The organism is Streptomyces sp. NPDC101776 (genome assembly GCF_044766845.1).
Classification (GTDB): Bacteria; Actinomycetota; Actinomycetes; order Streptomycetales; family Streptomycetaceae; genus Streptomyces.
This window is the reverse complement of record NZ_JBIWMV010000017.1, coordinates 130,984-149,333: the sequence shown is the minus strand read 5'-3', so window position 1 is coordinate 149,333 and position 18,350 is coordinate 130,984. Positions and strand designations below refer to the sequence as shown.

Genomic DNA, 18,350 nt, shown 5'->3' with positions numbered 1-18,350 from the left:
TGGTCCACATCGCGATGTGGTCGCGGCCGGGGCCGTCGGCCGCGCCGGGGGCCTGGGCCGTCGACGCCCTCGCCTTCGGCTTCGGTCTGACCCACGCGGCGAACAGCCGCCAGGACGACCCTCCGTGTCACAGATCAGGAGGTGTTCCACAATCCCTGGCATCACTCCGGGAGTCGGCGGGTCCCCGTCGTTTCCGCCGGTGTGGAGGGGGCCTGTCACGCGGACTGCCGAACGATCACTCGTGCCGGTTCGGGAGTGGTGTCGGCCGCCGGCAGGCCCAGCGCGCTGCGTGCGGCGATGCGGCCGATGGCCTCCGCGTCAAGGTGCACGGTGGTCAGAGCGGGTGAGAACAGTGCTCCGTGCGGGGTGTCGTCGAACCCGATGACGGCGAGGTCCCCCGGTGCCCGCAGTCCCATGTTCCGCATCGCGGCGAGCATGACGAGTGCGAGGTCGTCGTTGTAGGCGAGGACGGCTGTCACTTCCGGGTGCGCGGCACGGAAGGCCCCAAGCCGTTCCTCCGCGGCTCCGAGGCTGCTGGGAAGGACGAGTGTCGGGCAGTCGGCCAGGCCCGCGGCATGAGTGGCCTGCCTGATCAGCCGCCCTCGCAGACCGGCCAGGGCCTGTAGTTCCGGAGTGTCCGGCATGGCGGTGGCGAGGTGCCGGTGGCCTCGGCCGACCAGGTACTTGACCGGGACGTCGGCCTGTGCGGAGAACGCGTCGGGGGTTGTCTCCGCGTCGGCGACGATCTCGTCCGCACTGCCCGCGTCGCCCAGATCGATCACGGCCCGCGCGGAGACAGTCTGCGCCACGTCGGACAGCGCCTGCGAAGAGAGGTGGCCGTGCATCACCAGCAACACGTGCTGGTGTGCGGCGAGTTCGGCGTCGAGGCCCCGGATGTAGTTGCCGAGGCCGCTGCCGGTGGGGACTCCCTCGATGTTCAGCAGGACGATGCGGGAAGCCCCCTTGCGCAGCGCCTGCGCCGAGCCGTTGGGGACGTAACCGAGGTCGCGAGCGGCCTGTCGTACCCGTTCCCGCGTCTCCTCGGAGACGTGCCCGGCCGCCCCGTTGAGCACGAAGCTCACCGTGGTCTGTGAGACACCACTGGCCCTGGCGACGTCCTTGGCCGTCGCACGCGTGGACCTGCTCACTCACGGGCTCCTCGGGGCTTGTGGGGTGCGGGGTGCGCTGGATACCGTACCGCAGACAGCTAGTAATACGATTTACCAGCCGGGGTGCGCGCACCCCGGACCGGATGCCAGGAGAGGCGCACATGAACCTCGACGAGATCGACCCGGAGCTGCGCCGAAGCGTCTCGCGGATGCCACGCCTGCCGATCCGCCGCACATGGGGGCGGCGCGTCGTGCGTGCCCTGGTCCGGCGGCGCGGGCTCGGCGTGCCGGCCGAGGGCGTCGGGATCAGGGATGTCGACCTGGGAGAGCGCATACGGGTGTACACCCCTGCGGCCGGTGGCTCGGGGGCGGCACTGCTGTGGGTGCACGGCGGTGGCTATCTCATCGGCGATGTCGTCCAGGACGATGCCTTCTGCTCCGCCACCTCCCACGAACTCGGCATCACGGTCGTCTCAGCGAACTACCGTCTGGCCCCCGAGCACCCCTTCCCGGCCGCGCTCGACGACACCGCGGACGCGTGGCGATGGTTGCAGGCGTCGGCCGGGGATCTAGGGGTCGATCAGAAACGTGTCGTCATCGGAGGCTCCAGCGCCGGCGCGGGGCTGGCGGCCTGCCTGGTACAGCGCTTGCACGACGAAGGCGGGGTCCAGCCTGTCGGGCAGTGGTTGTTCTCGCCGATGCTCGACGACCGCACCGCCGCCCGCCGCGAACTCGACCCGGTACGACACCGGGTGTGGGACAACGCCTCGAACCGGATCGGTTGGGCGGCCTACCTCGGCACCGGACCCGGAGGCCCGCAGGCCCCCGATCACGCGGTCGCGGCCCGGCGCGCCGACCTGAGCGGTCTGCCGCCGGCCTGGATCAGCGTGGGCGACATCGACCTGTTCGCCGACGAGTGCCGCACCTACGCCGAGCGGCTCCGCGACGCGGGCGTGGACTGCGCCTTCGACCTTGTCCCCGGCGCTCCCCACGGCTTGGAGGCCTGGGCCCCCGACACCCGTATCGCCCAGGAACTGCTGAACCGCAGCCGCGCCTGGCTGGATGCCCGGCTGGCCGGATCGGCCACGACCGTCCCCGGCGAAGCGTAGATCTCCACGTACCACCGCCCCTCCGGACCGATGCCCGACCCACACCTCACGGAGATCCGATGAAGCGCACCTCGTTCAACGACGAGTGGCAGGCCCGAGCCAAGGTCAATCCCTTCGCCGAACTGTCCGGCACGAGGGTCCCCTACCTGCCGGTGACGCTGCCGCACGACGCGATGATCGGACAGGATCGCACGGCGCCCGACGGCGAGGTCACGATGGAGGGCGGCGCGGGCGCCTATTTCCCGGGCGGGACGTACGAGTATCGCAAGACGTTCACGGTTCCCGAGGAGCACCGGGGCAAGCGGATTCTCTTCGAGTTCGAGGGCGTCTACCGCGATGCCGTCGTCCACATCAACGGGGACTACGCCGGCCAACGCCCCTTCGGCTACTCGCAGTTCGTCATCGACGCCGACCGTTTCCTGCGCTACGGCGACGACGGCGACAACGAAATCCGTGTCGAGGCCCGCACCCACCAGGACTCGCGCTGGTACACCGGCGCGGGGATCTACCGCGACGCGTGGATGCTCGTCGGCGAGGTGGTGCGGATCGCGCCCGACGGGGTCCGTGTCACCACCCCGGACATCGACGGGGAGCGCGCGGTGGTCGAGATCGCGACGAGGGTCGAGAACGACTCGATCGCGATCCACACGGTCGACGTCGTGACCGAGATCCGCGACAGCGGCGGGAGCGTCGTCGCGAGCGACCTCTCGAAGGTCACCGTCCTGCCGGGTGAGCCCGCTACCGTACGTCAACGCCTGTACGTCCGCGACCCGTTGCTGTGGAGCACGGACACGCCCGCCCTCTACACCGCCACGGTCGCCCTGACGGACCTGGACACCGACACCGTCACCTTCGGCATCCGTTCGCTGCGCCTGGATCCGGAGCACGGTCTGCGGATCAACGGCGAGACGGTCAAGCTGCGCGGTGCCTGCGTCCACCACGACAACGGAGTGCTGGGCGCGGCCACGTTCGCCCGCGCCGAGGAACGGCGGGTCCACCTCCTCAAGAACGCCGGGTTCAACGCGCTCCGCATGTCCCACAACCCCATGAGCAAGGCGATGCTGGACGCCTGCGACCGCCTCGGCATGCTGGTGGTGGACGAGACCTTCGACGTGTGGACATCCGGGAAGAGCGAGTTCGACTACAGCCTGAACTTTCCCGAGTGGTGGGAGCGCGACATCGAGGCGATGGTCATCAAGGACTTCAACCACCCCAGCGTCATCATGTACTCGATCGGCAACGAGATCCCCGAGACCGGCTCGCCCTCCGGCGCCGAATGGGGGCGCAAACTCGCCGAGAAGGTCCGCTCGTTGGACGGAACGCGCTACGTCACCAACGCGGTGAACGGCATGCTCGCCGTCATGGCCGAACTGGGCAAAATGCGCCGGCAGGCACAGGAGCCGGCTCCGGAGGAGGGCGCCGGCGTCAACACCCTCATGTCCGACGCGGGCGACATGATGAACGCGATCAGCGCCTCCAGCCTCGTGACGGAGAAGACGGCCGAGTCGTTCGCCGTGCTCGACGTCGCCGGTATGAACTACGCCGAGGCCCGCTACACCCTGGACCGCGACCTGTTCCCCAACCGGATCATCGTCGGCACCGAGACCTTCCCCACCCGCATCGACGGCAACTGGCGTCTGGTCGAGCAACACGGCCACGTCATCGGCGACTTCACGTGGACCGGCTGGGACTACCTCGGCGAGGTCGGCATCGGCCGCCCCCAGTACCTCACCCCCGAGACGCCCCGCCCCGTCCACACCGCGCCCTACCCCTACCTGCTCGCGGGCTGCGGCGACCTCGACATCACCGGCCACCGGCGCCCCGCCTCCTACTACCGCGAGATCGTCTTCGGCCTGCGGACCGAGCCCTACGTCGCGGTCCGCCGCCCCGAGCACCACGGCAAGGCCTACGCCGGGTCGCCCTGGGCGTGGAGCGACACCGTCGCCACCTGGACCTGGCCCGGCTTCGCGAGCGAACCGATCACCGTCGAGGTCTACGGCGACGCCGACGAGGCCGAACTCCTCGTCAACGGACGCTCGTTGGGACGACGGCCGGTGGGCCCGGAGCACCGCTTCCGTACCGAGTTCGAGACGTCGTACGAGCCCGGTGAACTTCTCGCGATCGCCTACCGCGACGGCGTCGAGACCGGCCGTACGACCCTGCCTTCCGCGACCGGCCCGCTGCACCTGCTGGCCGAGGCCGACCGCCCGGTCGTCACCGCGAAAGGCGGCGACCTCGCGTACGTCTCCCTCACCCTGACGGACCCGGTCGGCACCCCGAACACCGCGGCCGACCGTCCGGTGCGCCTCGAAGTCACGGGCGCGGGCGTGCTGTTGGGCTTCGGCAGCGCCGATCCGGCCTCCGCGGAACGCTTCGACGCCACCGAACGCCGCACCTACGAAGGCCGCGCCCTGGCCGTCCTCCGCCCGACCGGCCCCGGCAAGATCCACCTGACCGCCTCAGCGGCGGACTGCGCCCCAGTCGGCGTCACTGTCACGGTCGAGTAGGCAGACAGTCGCTGATCGCGCCCGATCGCCGCGCGGGCATCGACGCGGTCCGGCGTTACCGGACCGTGTCGGTCATCCGGCCGGAGTGACGGCGAGGTAGCCGGTGAGTACAGCGGTGACCACCTCGGTGCGGGACCGCAGTCCGGTGCGGGTGAACAGCCGGGAGAGCCGGTTGGCGACCGCGTCCTCGGTGAGCCGTAGCACCGTCGCGATCTGACGGTTGGTCAGGCCTTCGGCGATCAGCGTCGCGAGCAGCAACTCACTCTCGACGGTGGCCTGTTTCCGGCCGGGGACGGTGATCCCGGCCGCGCGCATGGCGGTCCGGGTGTGGAAACGGTCCAGTGCGGCACCGCACTGGCCGAACAGTTCGTACGCCTCGCTCAGCAGCGTGGGCGGGCCCGCGCCCGCGTCGGCGGCAGCGACGAGGGTGATCGCGGTCTCGTACGGCTGGCCGCGCGTGCGTGCCAGTTCCACGGCCTCCCGAAGCTGCTCGTCAGCGATGGCGGGACTGTCCTGTCGTAGGACCCGGGCCGATGCGAGCAGGTGGCGCAGCCGGGTCCTTCCGGTGCCCATTCGGTCGGAGATGTGTTCCAGGCGGTCCAGGCAGGTCATCGCCTCCGCCGCGCGTCCCGCGTCCGTGAGCAACTCCGCCAGAGGGGCCCAGAGTTCATCGGTGCTGGCGATCTGCTCGTGTGCGGCTGCCGCGTCCAGTCCTCGCCGCAGCGACTGCTCGGCGCCGGCCGGATCGCCCAGGGTCCGCAGTACCGCTGCCTGGACCGCGTCCAGGGAGTGATCCGGCGGGCCCTCCCCCGGGGCGCGCACGCTGTCGATCACGCGGCGGGCGCTCGTGACGCGGCCCCGGGCGAGGAGGATCGCCGAAGTCCGCGCGGGAATCAGGTACTTGTCGATCGCGGGGGTGTGGAACTGGTTGTTGGCCAGCATCCAGCGGCTCGGCTCCAGTGCCTCGTCCCACTCGCCCCGGAGGTGGTGCCGGAGGAACTGGCCGGCCCGGGGCAACACTTCGGGGGTCAGACCCTGCGCGGCCAACAGAGCCTCCCCTGCGAGCAGGTCACCGCCGTTGAGGAGTTCGTCGAACTTGGTGGCGGTGAGGGTGTACGCGTGGTCGGAACCGATGTGCGGCGCTTCCGGGATGGTCAGTGAGCGTATGAAGCGTTCCGGCCGGCCCAGGGCGAGTTCGGCCGCGTCGCGGAAGCAGGCGGGATTGGTGCGGGCGCGGACCTCGGTGGTCCAGACGGGTTCCGTGCGGGTCAGAACGTCCAGCGCCTCGCGCCATCTCGCCAGGAGGCACAGGGCCAGCGCCCGGCCGGTCGTGACGGCCAGGACGGGCAGCGGCAGTTCGTCCCACCACTGCTCCGTGGCGAGTCGGGACAGTGCGCGCCAGTCCAGGTCGTTCGCCGTCGCCGCCACCATCAGGGATGCCGTCTCCTGGAGTTCGAGTCGGCCGACGACGTCCGGGCGGTTGCGCAGGATCGACTCGGCGATGGTCCGCGCGGACCAGAAGTCCCCCGCGAAGTAGGCGGCGACGGCGTACCGCTGAAGGGCCGGGACCCGGTCGGCGGGACGTTCGACGAGGTGGCCGGCCGCCTGGCACCAGCGGAGCGTTCCCCGGCCCTCGGAGTCGGGATGCAGGCGTTCCACTGCGGCCGTCAACTCGCTTACCGCGCGGCCCCGTTCGACGAGAGTCCCCGCTTCCGCGATCCGGTCCGCCAGGTAGGCCACCGCGTCCGCCGCGTCGAGCCCGACCGTCGTCGGCGGCTTCCCCTCGGACGCGATGCCCGCCGCGTCCGCGTCCGCCCACAATGTCTCCACCGCCGTGGCGGACAGCCGACTGCGCTCCAGCGGCCCGAGCCGCTCCCGCAGCGCGTGTGCCACCAGCGGAACCCCGAACGTCCACCCCTGCTCGGCACCGCCCTCCGGACCGGACAGTTCCTCGACGATTTCCGCCTCGACCAACTCAGCGATGGCGTACCGGACTTGGCCGGTGGACAGCCCGGCCGACCCCGCGATCAGCGCTACGGCCCGTATGCCCAGGGGCCACAGGGTGCTCAGCGCTCCGGCCACCGTGCGGCACGGCTCCCCCAGCGCGTCCAGCGCCCGCACGAACCGGTCGCTGTCCCGCAGCACGGGCGTCGGCGTGCGCACCCCGACGAAGGCGTGCCCGTCCGCCACCCTGATCGCCCCCTGCCGAGCCCAGTCGGTGAGCAGCGTGTCGACAGCCCCGGGCACCCCGCGCGTGAGGTCCCGCACCCGCCGGGCCAGCCCGGTGTCGGGGACCGCTCCCAGCCGCCCCGTCACCACGGTGGTGGTCTCGTCCGGGGTAAGTCGGGACAGCGCGATCACGCGGGCGCCCTGAACACCCGCCAGATGCGCCGGGGTTCCCTCACCGCGCCCCACGGCAGAGGCCAACAGCCGGACACCGGAGGGCACCGCGAGGTCGATCCCGCCGAGCAGCGCCAGCGACTCGGGGTCGGCGTGCTGGATGTCGTCCAGCACCACGACCACCGGAGCGGGCCGCGCCAGAGCGGCACGCAGCAGCGCGGCCATCACCGCCCCGTCACCCCGCCCGGCCGCCCGGAGCGCCTCCGTGGGCCGACGCTCCTCCACCGCCATGACGAGCCGCAGCGCCAGCAGGTACGGCTGGGCGTCGTCACCGGGTACACAGCTCACTGAGCGCACCAACACCCCATCGGCGCGCAGCCGTTCGGCGAGCGCGTTCACGAACGCGGTGCGCCCGACGCCTCGTTCACCCCGGACGAGCGCCAGTCGCGGCCCACCCATGTCCGTCAGCAAGTCGTGGACCGCATCCAACTCCCGCCCACGGCCCACCAGATGGCCGGTCGCAGCCGTACCGCCCCGCACCGACCACGAACTCTCGGACGGAACGGTCACGGTCCACCGCTCTCTCTTCGACGACATGAGCAAGGCGGGCAAGGCCAGACCCGGACCCCTCCGGTCGGCCGTATGTTCGGAAACCGGCCCCGCATCCACATTATGATCACATTCACACGGCCGTTTCCGTCGGACGGCCGACTCCGCACGCACCGCCACCAACTCACCTGCCCCTGTTGGCCGTTCACCCGTGGAGCACCGAACCCGGAAGGGGTGGACGTGCGGGAAGGAGACCCCGTCATCGGCAGGGACGCCGAACTCCGGGATGTGACACAGACCCTGCTGTCCACCGGCGCTTCGGCCCGTAGCCTCCTGCTCGTCGGAGGCCCGGGCACGGGCAAGACCGCCCTGCTGGAACAGGCCCGCCGAGCGGCGGCCGGGGAAGGCGCCCATGTCCTGCGGCTGCGCTGTCACGACACGGGGAGCCCACCCGGTGCCGTCGCCCTGGCCGACGGCGTGCACTCGGTGCTCGCCAAGTTCCACGACCGTCGCAGCCCGGTCCGCGTCGGCGCCGTCCGTCGGATCCGGCTGCAATCCAGCGGCCAGGACGGCGAGTTGGCGCTGCTGTCCGTACTGAGCGAGATCCTCACGGACGCGGCGGCCCACATCCCCTTTGCCGTGGTGGTCGACGACGTCGAACGGATGCCGCGTCCGACGGCGTCCGCCCTCGGCCTGCTCCTGCGCGTCTTCCGGCCGGCCGGGGTGCCGATGGTGATGGCCGGCCGCCCGATCCGCCCCGGAGCCGACGGTGCCTCACCCCTCACGGCGGCGGCCGACCGGCTGCTCGAACTGCCGCCGCTGCGGCCCGCCGACCTCGAAGTCCTCGTCGTACGGCGGCTCGGTCGGCCGGTCGAGCCGGCGCTGATGACGGCGGTGCTGGCCGCGCTGGGCCCGATGGCAGGGACCCCCGCGGCCGTACTGTCGATGCTGGACGCGATGGACGAGCACGGCGACTTCCTGGAATTCGACGGGCATGTGTGCCTGACCGAGCCGGAGCGGGCGCTGCGATTCGCCACCGGCACAACGGAGTTGAGCCGACTCTGCTGGCCCGATGCCCCGCCGGACGCCGACAGTCTGGACGACGCGGCGGCGGTGGCGCGCAGCCTCGAACACGCCGAGGTCCGGCTGGACGATCTGCTCCGGCTGAAGCCGGGCGGTCCGCGCCGGGCCGGCCTGGTCGACCGGGCGGTCACCCCGCTGGTCAGGGACGGGATTCTGACCGTGGACAAGGACGGCCGGATGGCGTTCGCCGTGCCGGCGCTGGCGGCGACGCTGCGGGCGCTGCCCACCTACCACGACGTGTCGTCGCTGCACGCCCTGATCACCCGGTCGTTGACCGATCGGCTGGGCGCGGTGGCGGCGGGCAGTTGCTATCCGCGGCTGGCCGAACATGTGGCGGCCGCCGGGGCGGACGTCGACGACTCCCTCGCGGTGGACGTGCTGCTCGCGGCGGCCCGTGCGGACGCCAGGTCGGACTGGCCCCGGTCGGTCCGCGCCTATGCGTCCGCGCTGCGGCGGCTGGAGCCGCACGACCAGCGGACGCCCGGTGTCCTGCGCGAGTCCGCCGAACTGAGCCTGCGCCACGCCGACCACGCGGGTGCCCTGGCGTTGGGCGACCCGCTGCTCGCCCACCTCGCGACGACACCGGCCGAGGAACAGGACGGGGGCAGCCTGGACTTCGTAGCCGAGGTATGGGCCCTGGCGGCTCTGCATGAACACCGGTTGCCGGACAACCCTGAAGTCGATGCCCGGGGTCCGATGCCCGCCGTGGCCCAACTCGCGGAGCTGGTCGGGCCGTTCGGGCTCGGAGCGGTGTCGCCCCGGCCGGGGAGCAAGCCCCACAGGCCTTCAGCCATCGGACGAGGGACGGGATCCGGGCCGTTGCCGTCCGCGCCGGAGCTACGGCTGCTGGCCGCCTCGGCGGGCAGCCGCGCCGACCTGTCGGCCGCTCCGCACACCTTGCCGGCCGACGCGGACAGCGCACCGGACCTGGACCGGCTGCGGACCGCGGCCGTCCACGGGGACCTGGCCGGCGCGCTGTCCGCCGTGCTCGGTGACCGGTACACGGGGGCGGGGAACAGCACCGCCGCCTGGTACCACGCCATGGTCCGCGACTACCTCGACGGCGACTGGGACCGGGCCCTGGTGTCCGCCCGTCGGATCGAGGCGCGCAGCCGGACCCGGGGTACGACGGCGGGCGCGGCTCAGCCCGCCCGGGCGCTCGCGGCCGAAATTCATTGCACGCGTGGGGAGTTGGGGCCCGCTCAGGACTGGCTCGCGCTGATCCCTGAGGCCGTGTCGCACTCGCTGGTCGTGTGGGCCAGGCTGGGCGTGCGGTACTGGTCGGGCCAGCAGGAGGAGGCGCTGGCGGGGGCCCTCAGAGACGTACGACGAACTCGCGAGCGGGGTCTGCACTCGGGCGCGGAGAAGGTGCTGCTGCGGTACGTCTCGTTCGCTCTGGTGGCAGGGCTGCCGCAGGTCATGCCGGCGGCGCTGGCCGAACTGGAGGCGCTGGACGAGTTGGTGGGCTCTCCCATGACGCGCGAGGCGATGCTCTTCGGGCGCGGTCTGGTGCACGGCGACGCGGACAGCGCGATGGCGGCGCTCCGGTCGGTGCGCGGCCGGGGCGACGCGTACCTGGAGCTGCTCTGCTGCCTGTGTCTGATGGAGATCGGCGACGGGTCGGAACCGTGGCTGGCGGAGGCCTCGCGGATCGCGCAGTCGCTGGGGATCGGGCGTGCCACCCGTACGACGCTCGGTCACATGACACGGCGGCGGACCTTCGGACTGCCGAGGACGCGCCCGGTCGGCGACACGTTCGGTGAGGAGGACGTCCGGCTGACCGCGATGGTCAGCGAGGGAGCGACGAACCGGCAGATCGCGGCGCGGCTCGCGTGGAGCGAGAAGACCGTGGAGCGACGGCTCAGCCGGCTCTTCCAGCGCACCGGGTGCCGCTCCCGGGTGGAGCTGGCCGCGGCCTGGCTGGACGGCAGCCTCGCCCGCCGCGCGCCGGCGCCGGACGGCGCGCCGCCCAGGACCGGCGGTCCCGTGCCGGGCCCTGGCGGAGCGCGGCGGCCGTAGCCAATGGCGGTGCCCGTCAGGTCAGTTGAGGTGCGCCGCGTGCGTGTCGACGGGTACACCGAGCCGGCCGGTGAGCAGGGAGCCGTCGGGCTGCGCCTGGAGGTTCCACTCCAGGGCGGGGATGTAGCCGAGCACCAGCAGCGCGTCGGTCCCGCGCAACGGGGTGTCGCCCCAACGCTCGTCGCGGTACTGCGCCGCCGTCACCACGAAGAGCCGGCGGGCATGGGTCCGCGCGTTGGCCGCACCGCGGTCCCTGCCCATGTGCAGGGTCTGGAGTGCCGACGCTCCCCCGCCCTGTCCGGGCGACGACGTGTTCTTTCCTACGGCCAGTGCCTCGCCCCGGGTGGCCGCGGTGTGCAGGCGCGCCGATCGCGCGCCCAGTCCGTCGGTCACCGAGGGAGTGGCCGCCGAACCCACCAGGACGACCGTGGCGAGGGTCCCGACCGGCCCGGAGACCAGTTCGGAGATGAGTGCCTGCGCCAGGAGCAGGACATCGTTGTCGTCTCCGGTCAGGGCGATCGGCCCGCTCAGCCGCGAGAGATCGACCAGCATGCGCTCGCCTCTGTGGAGGCCGAGGGTGACGGTCAGGGAGTACGGATGCGTGGGCCCGTCGCCCCCCTTGCCCCCTCGCCGTAGCTTCGCCGTGTCCACGGACCACTCCTTTCCGGAGACGTCCGCGGTCCAGGGCGCCGGCGCGTGCCGGTCCGCCTCGGCGAGCCGCACGGTCAGCCGCTGCCCCGAGTGGACGACGACGTGTATGTCCGGCAGCGGTCGTCCGCCCTGCGGACGTCCCGCGGCCACGGCCCGCAGGCCCAGCGCGACTGTTTCGAGTGCCCTGCGGTTGGCACCCGACAGTGTCGAACGGCCTTGCGCGGAGGAGGAGTTGCGCCCCCGCCTGATCGCTGCGGCCCCGAGCAGTAACAGGCCGAGCACCACGCACAGGGCAATGGACGCGATCATGCGGCCACCTTTGTTGCTAGAAGTTGCCAGAGACAGTCACCGGCCGTGGGGACGCGGCCGTCGGCGTGGCACGGCGACGGCGGAGCGAACCGGTGGACGAAGGGCGTCAGAACGCGCTTCCTACGGCATCGTCGCGCGCCCGCTGTTTCCGGCGAAAGCCGAAACCGCCAACCTTGCCGGTCCGTACAGAGAGTTGCAGGGATCTTCCCGGCCGAGGACGACTCCACGTGGCGGCCCGAGGTCAGGACACCTCGGCGACTCGCGCCAGGTTTCCCTCGGCTCGCGGGCGCGGGGCCGGTGGCGCGAATGCGGGGTCCCGGCCGGTGACACCATCGTCCTCCCGAACCTCATGGACGATCTCAGTTGCGAGTTGGGGGGCACATGCCTCAGCAAGTACTCGGCGAGAGCCTGCGCGTGGCGATCCACGCCCCCGCTCCGCTGATCCGCGCCGGGCTGGCCGGCTTCGTCGCCATGGAGCCGCGGCTGCGCGAGGTGCCGCCGTACAGGAGCCGGGAGGCCGACGCGATCGTGGTCGCCGTGGACGTGGCGGACGCCTCGGTCCTGGACCTGCTCCCCAGCCTGAGCGACAACCCGCGCGCCCGCTTCCTGGTGGTCGTGAGCAAGCGCTGGCAGGCCGATGTGTCGGCTGCCCGGCACCGGGGCGTCCGAGCCGTCGTGTGGTGGGACTTCTGCAGCCCGGACGTCTTCGTCCGCACGGTCCGCGCCGTGGCGGGCGAGGGCGGGACCGAGCCCCCCGCGCCGCAACGACAGACCACCGACCGAACGGCACTGAGTTCGCGCGAGGTTGCCGTACTGCGCCTGATCGCCGAGGGCAGACAGTGCGACGAGATCGCGACCGAACTCGCCTATTCCGAACGTACGGTGCGATACATCCTCTACGGCGCGATGAAGCGCCTGCGGGCCCGCAACCGCGCCCACGCCGTCTCGTACGCGATACGGGCCGGACTGATCTGAGTCGCCGTACCATCGGTCTCCGGCACGGGAGTCGACGAAGGAGACACCGGTGAACCTGGGCAGCCACCTCACTCAGCGTCTGCTGAGCCTTCCTCCGCCCCTCACCCGTGATCTGGTCGTCGAGCACGATCTACGGGTGCCGATGCGCGACGGCACCGTCCTGCTGGCCGACCGCTGGTGGCCGAGGTCCGGCGGAGACGGCCTGCCGACGCTGCTGCTGCGGATCCCCTACGGCAGGGCGGGCATGGCCGCGGGGCCGATGGTCCGGCCGTTTGCCGAACGCGGCTTCCAGGTGATGATCCAGAGCACGCGCGGGACATTCGGGTCCGGCGGCGTCTTCGACCCCATGCGGCGGGAGCGCGAGGACGGGCTGGACACCGTGGACTGGGTGATCGCGCAGCCCTGGTTCGGCGAGGCGATGGTGCTGTACGGCATGAGCTACCTCGGCTATGCGCAGTGGGCCGTCGCCGACCAACTGCCGCCGCAGGTCAAGGCGATGATCCCGGCGGTGTCGGAATCGGCGCTCACCCTGGAGTTCCTGCGCGCGGACGGGTTCTCGCTGGAGACGCCGTTCGGCTGGGGTGTCATGGTCGCCGGGCAGGAACGCCGGTGGGCCGTTCCGCGCCAACTGCTGGGCGCGCGGCGGGTACGCCGGGCCATGTCCGAACTACCGCTGAGCGAGGCCGACTTCGCCGCCCTCGGCCATCGCTCCGACTACATCCAGGACGTCCTCGCCCACGACGCCGGTACGCCGCGCTGGGCGGACCTCGACCATCGTCGTCGGGTGGCCGACATCGCCGTGCCGGTGAGTTCGGTCGGCGGGTGGTACGACATCTTCCTGCCGGGCCAACTCCGCGACCACCAGGCCCTGGTGGCGGCAGGACGACAGGCCCGGCTCACGGTCGGACCGTGGTCGCACACCTCCCGGGGCGTGGGCGTCACGGCGGCCGGCGAGGCCCTCGGTTTCGGTCTGGCCCTCGCGCGCGGCGAGCAGCCACCGGAGCGTGCCCCCGTCCGGCTGTTCGTCATGGGCGAGGACACCTGGCGGGACTTCCCGTCCTGGCCGCCACCGGGCCGCACACCGCGACGCTTCCACCTCCACCCGGACGGCCTCCTGTCCACCGACACGGCGGGCGCGTCCGAGCCCGACCGCTACCGCTACGACCCGGCCGACCCGACTCCGGCCGTCGGCGGCGTGCGGCTGGCCCTCGGGGTGAGGGGCGGCCGCGTCGACAACTCCGGACTCGAAGCCCGGCCGGACGTACTGACCTACACAACTGCCGTACTGGACACGGACGTTGAAGTCATCGGCGAGGTGAGCGCCGAGATCTGGTTCCGCTCGGAGCTGCCCCACGCAGACGTGTTCGTCCGGCTGTGCGACGTGGACACCAAGGGCCGCTCGACGAATGTGTGCGACGGCCTGGTCGGTCTGACCGGCGCCGAGCGGACGTCCTGCGCGACGGTACGACTGTGGCCGACGGCATATCGCTTCCGGCGCGGTCACCGCATCCGCGTCCAGGTGTCCAGCGGTGCGTTCCCGCGCTACAACCGCAATCCGGGCACCGGTGAACCCAGGGCGACGGCCACGACTCTGCGCGCCGGGAACCAAGAGGTGTTCCACGACCCCGAACACCCGTCCGCGATACTTCTGCCGGTCTGCCCGACAACGCCGAAAAACGACTTGCCAGACCTCTAAAGTGGACTAGACATTACTGGACTAGACAATTAATGCCGCTTCAGCCGCCGTTCGCGGCCCCGGAATGCAGCCTCCCAAGACCCGGCCGGTCTCGGCGCGCATATTGCCCACCGAGACCGAACCGACATGACGACTAGTCAATTGTCATATGCCCAGGCGTCTTTATACCTCCAGGGTGCTCTCAAGACGCTTGAGGTTATGCCTCGCCAGTGCCAGATTGCTGCGCTCCCGGTCCAGCGCCAGATACAGGAAGAGCGAGCCCCGGGTGCTCGCCAGCGGCCTGATCAAGTGGTACTGCTGACCGAGAGTGATCAGGATGTCCTCGATCCGGTCGTCCAGGTTGATGGACTTCAGCGTGCGCTGCTTCGCCCGCACCACCTCGGTGTTGCCCGCCCCGGCGATCTCCAGGTCCAGATGCGGGCCGCCGCCCAACGCCCCCAGCGTCATGCCGCTCTCGTAGTCGACCAGGGACACCCCCAGGGCCCCGTCGATAGTCATCGCTTCCTTGAGTGTCGCCTCAATGTTCACGTGGTGCCTCGTTCCCCTCACGCCCCGGCAAGATTCGGCATCTCGCCACGAAAACGGTCCCAATGCGAACCGTGCGGATAACAGACAACACCATCTTTGGTCAGAGTTGCGATAGTTGGCAAACAAAGTAGTCTGCTCACGGAGTGACTGAAGGGGGGACCTTTGTCATCGCTCGACGCCGTACTCGGCCGTGCCCTGACCACACCCGGCATCAGCGGTGCCACCGTGCTCGATGCCGTCACCGGCCTTTCCTATGCGGAGTCCGGTGATGTGAGTGCCAGTCAGGACTCCAGCGAAATAGCGGAGTTGGCCCGTACCCGCCTTACTCGGGCAGGCGCGGCAGGGGAGTTGGAGAGCGTCGTCGTGACCACCTCCACCCGGCATCTCGTGACGATCCAACTCCCGCGGCAGGGTGACCCCTTGCTGTTGTGCGCGACCGTCGACCGCGAGCGCACCAACCTCACCTGGGCGATGCGCGAACTGAACCGGCACGCCGACGAGTTGCTGGCATGACGGAAGGCACCGAGATACCGCTCGCCGACTCCCGCAACGTTCCGGCCCTGTTGGCGGCGCTGCGGAACCGACGGCGCTCCTGCACCGTGCTCGTGACCGGCACCCCGGGCGGCTCGATCCATGTGCGGGACGGACTCGTGGTGGCCATGGAGACCCCTGGCGCCCCGGGCATCGAGGGCCTGCTGCTCAGGTCGGGCCGGATCGGCGAACAGGCCTGGTCGGCGGTCCGCGCCTCCGACACCAGCCATGAACGCCTCGCCGCCGAACTCGTGGAGCGCGGGCTCATCGGCGCCGGCGAGCTGGAGGTCATCAGCCTGAGCGCGCTGTTCGACGCGGCCTTCGCGCTCTCCCTCGCCGTACCCGACAGCTGGGAGGTGACCGACCCCGTGCCGACGCTGTACCGCAATGCCGGTGTCACCCCCGAGCGACTCCTGGGCGAGGTGTCCCGGCGCATCGACCTGCTGGCCGGGGAGCCCGGTTCGGCCGCCGCCCTCGCCCGCACCCGGATGCAGCCGACGTCCACCGCGCCCCTCCCCGGAACCGTCGGCGGACTTCCGGTCCGGCACCAGGAGGTCCTGGCCACCGCGGACGGCCGCCGGACGGCGAGGGACATCGCCTTCGCTCTCGGCCGTGGCCTCTTCGCCGTCATGCTCGACCTACGGCACCTGCTGGACCGCGGTCTCGTCCGGCCGTACACACCCTCGACGGACCGGCGGCCGAGTACGGCACCGCGTATCGCGCCCTCCGCGGTGGCGCCCGCCGTGCTCGACCCCGTATCGCTCCCGCGTCGCCTCCCCGGCCGGAACTCCGCGCCGACTCAGCGGCCCCACGACTGAACCACCCTCCCCCGGCCGCGCCCCCACCCGGCTCCCCTCCTGCCTCGTTGCCCCACCGCCTGCACGCAAACAGGAAGAAGACGCCATGAGCGACCCCGTGACCGACCTCCTCATCGCCCTGCGGGACAACGTAATGGGAGTCACCGAAACCACGCTGGCCACCAGTGACGGGCTCGTCGTGGCGAGCGACACGACCAAGACCCACCCCGAGTCCATGGCCGCTGTGGCGGCGGCGACCCTCGCTCTGGGCCACCGGCTCGCCGACCAGGGCGGCACCGGGCACCTGCGTGAGATCAGCGCGCGCTGCAGCACGGGGCATGTCATCGTGACGGCCGTCGGCGACCGGGCGCTGCTCGCCGTGGTCGCGGACGACGGCCTGGACGAGGCGGCGTTCCGCCGTGAGATCCCGGCCGTCACGGCGAGACTGCGGCGGCATCTCGACGAGGACGTGTAGCCGGGTTCACCGGCCGTCACCGCGCCGGCCCCGGCAGGGAGGGACGGCATGTCGAATGCGCCGGTTCCCGATCGACGTGAGAGTGGAAGCAGCAGTACCTCCACGACTCAGGAGCACCCTCGTGACCGTGACCGCGGATCTGGCGATCTCCCTCGACGGCTACATCGCCGGCACCGACGTGACCGTCGACAACCCTGGCGGCGACGGCGCCGAGCCGCTCTTCGAATGGATCCACAACCTCGCGAGCTGGCGGGAGCGCCAGGGCATGACCGGCGGGGTGGAGAACCGCGACTCCGAGTTGATGCGCGAGTGGTTCGACGCGACCGGAGCGGTGGTGATGGGCCGGATGATGTACGACACCGGTGAGGAGTTCTGGGGCGCCGACCCGCCTTTCCGGACCCCGGTCTTCGTCCTCACCCACCGCCCCCGACCGACCCTCGTCAAAGAGGGCGGCACCACGTTCACGTTCGTCACCGACGGCATCCACAGCGCGCTCGACCGGGCCAAGTCGGTCGCCGGTGACCGGAACGTCGACATCGCAGGCGGTGCGAACACGGTCCGGCAGTACCTCGCCGAGGGCCTCATCGACGAACTCCAACTGCATGTGGTGCCCGCACTCCTCGGCGCGGGACTGCGGCTCTTCGAAGGACCGGGCCCGGGACCGCGCCGCGTCGAACCGATCAGGGTGGTCGAAACACCCCTCGCCACCCATCTGAAGTACCGCTTGGGCAGCGCCGAGGGCTGACCCTTCGTGGCCGGGTCACGCGGCCGGGCTTCGGGAGGAGATCGCCGTCAGAGGGTCAGAAGCTCCTCGTGGAAACCGCCGAATCCCCGTTCGCGGTCGATGAGATGGATCTCCAGGATCCAGTGGGAGGTACGGCCGGCCTTGTCGGTGCGGCGCAGCGGGGTGTCGTTGTCGGGGGTGATGTACGACTCGACGTGCGCGCCCTCGATCGTCTCGTGCGGGAACTCGCCCACGAGGTGCCCGGCGTGCCAGCCGCCGAGCTCCCAGCCCGCCTTCTCGGCAAGGCGGGCGACCTCGCTGTACAGGCGTTCACCGGTGATGTCCGGGGTGTTCTCGAAGAAGCGGCGGCCGGCCGCGAACACCTCGGGGAGGTCGTCGCGCAGCCGGTGCTTGACCGGGTCGTCGCCCAGGACGAAGGTCCGGCCGAAGTCGGCCTCGTACTCCTCGAAGATCGGCCCGAAGTCGGCGAACACGATGTCGTCCGCGCCGATCACCCGGTCCGGAGGGTTCTCCTTGTACGGCTTGAGGGTGTTCGGTCCCGAGCGCACGATCCGCTTGTGCCAGTGCTTCGTCGTGCCGAACATCTCGTTCGCGAGGTCACGGATCCGGTCGCTGACGGCCCGCTCCCCCTCGCCGGGCGCCACCAGCCCGCGCTCCTCGATCTCCGCGAAGAGCTGCGCGGCCTTGGCCTGGGCATCGAGCAGGCGTGCGGCCCGCGTGGGTTCGTCATCAGCCATGGGGCGAACCTAGCCAGGTAGATCGTTGTCGGCAATGGGATTCCGGCGGAGGCGGCGGCCAGGGAGGTTTCTCTGATCTGCCAGGACGCGGCGAACTCCCAGGTGGCGGATGCGAGGGGATCGGTGACGGGCGTGGCCCGAGGGGCTAGCTTGTGGACGCACAGTCGGCGACAAGTCCGACAATCCAGAC

Annotated in this window: 14 protein-coding genes; 9 read left to right on the top strand and 5 right to left on the bottom strand. The window is 71.1% G+C overall.

What is annotated here, in order from left to right; translation table 11 throughout:
- Nucleotides 1-215: 215 nt before the first annotated feature.
- A complete protein-coding gene (locus ACIRRY_RS38145) occupies nt 216-1,148 on the bottom strand; it encodes a LacI family DNA-binding transcriptional regulator (RefSeq protein WP_403982326.1) in 933 nt (310 codons plus the stop codon).
- A gap of 122 nt (nt 1,149-1,270) precedes the next feature.
- Between ACIRRY_RS38145 and ACIRRY_RS38140 the strand changes: the two genes are divergently transcribed.
- Nucleotides 1,271-2,218, top strand: coding sequence for an alpha/beta hydrolase (locus ACIRRY_RS38140; RefSeq protein WP_403982323.1), 948 nt, complete (start codon nt 1,271-1,273; stop codon nt 2,216-2,218).
- Between the two features lie 59 nt (nt 2,219-2,277).
- A complete protein-coding gene (locus ACIRRY_RS38135) occupies nt 2,278-4,725 on the top strand; it encodes a glycoside hydrolase family 2 TIM barrel-domain containing protein (RefSeq protein WP_403982321.1) in 2,448 nt (815 codons plus the stop codon).
- Nucleotides 4,726-4,797: 72 nt separating this feature from the next.
- Here ACIRRY_RS38135 and ACIRRY_RS38130 read toward each other — a convergent pair whose 3' ends face one another.
- A complete protein-coding gene (locus ACIRRY_RS38130) occupies nt 4,798-7,635 on the bottom strand; it encodes an AAA family ATPase (RefSeq protein ID WP_403982319.1) in 2,838 nt (945 codons plus the stop codon).
- Between the two features lie 219 nt (nt 7,636-7,854).
- On the opposite strand from ACIRRY_RS38130, the gene ACIRRY_RS38125 reads away from it, so the two are divergent.
- Entirely contained in the window at nt 7,855-10,716 is a 2,862-nt protein-coding gene (locus tag ACIRRY_RS38125) for an AAA family ATPase (RefSeq protein WP_403982318.1), read from the top strand.
- 21 nt (nt 10,717-10,737) lie between these two features.
- Here ACIRRY_RS38125 and ACIRRY_RS38120 read toward each other — a convergent pair whose 3' ends face one another.
- Complete coding sequence (locus ACIRRY_RS38120) at nt 10,738-11,676, bottom strand: hypothetical protein (RefSeq protein ID WP_403982316.1); 939 nt, start codon at nt 11,674-11,676, stop codon at nt 10,738-10,740.
- Nucleotides 11,677-12,057: 381 nt separating this feature from the next.
- Here ACIRRY_RS38120 and ACIRRY_RS38115 point away from each other — a divergent pair, with 381 nt between their 5' ends.
- On the top strand, nt 12,058-12,651 hold the full coding sequence (locus ACIRRY_RS38115) for a response regulator transcription factor (RefSeq protein WP_403982314.1): 594 nt from the start codon (nt 12,058-12,060) through the stop codon (nt 12,649-12,651).
- A gap of 49 nt (nt 12,652-12,700) precedes the next feature.
- Nucleotides 12,701-14,347, top strand: a complete 1,647-nt coding sequence (locus ACIRRY_RS38110; RefSeq protein WP_403982312.1) for a CocE/NonD family hydrolase — start codon at nt 12,701-12,703, stop codon at nt 14,345-14,347.
- A gap of 162 nt (nt 14,348-14,509) precedes the next feature.
- On the opposite strand, the gene ACIRRY_RS38105 is transcribed toward ACIRRY_RS38110, so the two are convergent.
- On the bottom strand, nt 14,510-14,875 hold the full coding sequence (locus tag ACIRRY_RS38105) for a hypothetical protein (RefSeq protein WP_403982309.1): 366 nt from the start codon (nt 14,873-14,875) through the stop codon (nt 14,510-14,512).
- A 162-nt stretch (nt 14,876-15,037) separates the two neighbouring features.
- Between ACIRRY_RS38105 and ACIRRY_RS38100 the strand changes: the two genes are divergently transcribed.
- From ACIRRY_RS38100 to ACIRRY_RS38085, 4 genes are all read left to right on the top strand, one after another.
- Nucleotides 15,038-15,388, top strand: a complete 351-nt coding sequence (locus ACIRRY_RS38100; protein ID WP_403982306.1) for a hypothetical protein — start codon at nt 15,038-15,040, stop codon at nt 15,386-15,388.
- A complete protein-coding gene (locus tag ACIRRY_RS38095; protein ID WP_403982304.1) occupies nt 15,385-16,224 on the top strand; it encodes a hypothetical protein in 840 nt (279 codons plus the stop codon). Before ACIRRY_RS38100 ends, ACIRRY_RS38095 begins: the two co-directional genes overlap by 4 nt.
- Before the next feature lie 85 nt (nt 16,225-16,309).
- Nucleotides 16,310-16,678, top strand: coding sequence for a roadblock/LC7 domain-containing protein (locus tag ACIRRY_RS38090; protein WP_403982301.1), 369 nt, complete (start codon nt 16,310-16,312; stop codon nt 16,676-16,678).
- Between the two features lie 121 nt (nt 16,679-16,799).
- Entirely contained in the window at nt 16,800-17,423 is a 624-nt protein-coding gene (locus ACIRRY_RS38085) for a dihydrofolate reductase family protein (protein WP_403982298.1), read from the top strand.
- Nucleotides 17,424-17,470: 47 nt separating this feature from the next.
- Here the strand turns inward: ACIRRY_RS38085 and ACIRRY_RS38080 are convergent, their stop codons facing one another.
- Nucleotides 17,471-18,160, bottom strand: a complete 690-nt coding sequence (locus tag ACIRRY_RS38080; RefSeq protein WP_403982295.1) for a M24 family metallopeptidase — start codon at nt 18,158-18,160, stop codon at nt 17,471-17,473.
- Nucleotides 18,161-18,350 lie beyond the last annotated feature (190 nt).